General features: G+C 32.8%; 2 protein-coding genes. One reads left to right on the top strand and one right to left on the bottom strand.

What is annotated here, in order from left to right; genetic code table 11:
* On the top strand, nt 1–319 hold a 319-nt coding region (locus tag WBN21_RS05750; protein WP_424198337.1), incomplete at its 5' end, for a glutamate racemase.
* An 8-nt stretch (nt 320–327) separates the two neighbouring features.
* On the opposite strand, the gene WBN21_RS05745 is transcribed toward WBN21_RS05750, so the two are convergent.
* Nucleotides 328–1529: AsmA-like C-terminal region-containing protein (locus WBN21_RS05745; protein ID WP_424198335.1), on the bottom strand; the 1202-nt coding region annotated here is incomplete at its 5' end.

Here is a 1529-nt window from a genome sequence, read left to right as displayed (position 1 = left end):
ACTATATAGTGACGCCATGAAATCGCTATTAGAGGGTTACTTAGAACCGATGATTAAAGCCAATATTGATTATTTGGTTTTAGGCTGCACACATTACCCTTATTTAATGCCAATGCTTTTAGAATTGCTTCCTAAGCATGTTAAAATTATAGATTCTGGTGAAGCCGTTGCGCGACAAACTAAAATTGTTTTAGAGAAATATGATTTGTTGAATACCCAACCAGGAAAAGCCAAATCTCAGTTTTTTACCAATGGAAATCCTGAGGTAATGAAGTCGCTTTTGGGCGATAAATTTGATGTTGATTATTTAGATTTTTAATTGAAGAATTATTTTACAGTATCTTTTTGTTTTTTCTTCGTTCCTAATAAGCCACCAAGCACATTTTTTACAGCGTCTTGAGTGGTGGTTTTTGTTTTAGTAGAATCGGTTGTTTTATTACCTCCAATGATATCGCCTAAAACTTCTTTTACGGCATCGTTTTGTTGTTGTTTTACAGAATCGGTTTTGGTTTTATTTCCGCCTATTACGTCACCAATTAAATCTTTAACCTTGTCTTTGCCTTGGTTTAGTAGTTTTTGTTTCTCAATTTCTACAAGTTGTTTTGTTAAATTGGTAATACCGCTTGTTAAATCGGTTTTAACGGTTGGACTTGTAAAACTACCACCAATATTTGCAGTAATTGGTATTGTAATAGCATTAACTTGGGTATCGTTTATTTTACCAATAAGTCGGTTTACCTCGCTACCTAAATATTTTGCTGGAACGTTAAAAACAGCACTATAATCCATGGTTTTGTCAAATCCGTGCGAGCCAGAAACGGTAATGGCAATGTCTTGATATTTTATTTCGAAAGGTTTTACACTTACTTTTCCATTAGCAAAATCGAGTTTGGTTTTTAATTCTTTTAAATCAAGTTTACTAAAATCTATAAAACTCAGGGAGCCTTCTAGTTTATTGAATAATTCACTTTTGTTGTCACTTATTTTTGTGGTAAGCAATTCGGTTAGGGCATTACCAGAAACGGTGCTTAAATCTGGTGAAAACTCTTTGTCTAATTTTCCTGATAGGGTGATGTTTGTGTTTAGTTTTCCGTTAAGAAATGTGGCTATTGGTGCTAGGTTTTTAAGTAAGTCTAAGTCTTTAAATGATTTTGAAATATCAAACCCATCGGCCCCCAAATTTAAGTTGAAAGTTGGTGTATCTTCTTTAGTTGAAACATCGCCAGATATGGATAAAGCACCATCAAAAATATTAGATTTCATGTTTTCAAGTCTGGCTTGCTGGTCTTTTATATACAAGGTACCTGTTACGTTTTTCAGATTTAAATTATCGTAAACTACAGTATTAGCATTGGCTTGGATAGTACAATCTAAAAATGCTGGAATTTTTAAAGATTCGGCATCGCTAGTGGTTTTGTTATTAGCTGAAGAATCATCTTCAGTCATAAAATCACTTAATTTAAAAAGGTTTGAATTTACGTTGAAGTTTCCTTTTAAAGTATTATCGCTTAGTAAAAATCCTAAAAGAT

Source organism: Algibacter sp., assembly GCF_049667265.1.
Taxonomy (GTDB): domain Bacteria; phylum Bacteroidota; class Bacteroidia; order Flavobacteriales; family Flavobacteriaceae; genus Algibacter_B.
Note: the sequence above shows the minus strand (reverse complement) of the source record. Positions and strands in the feature narration are given on the sequence as shown.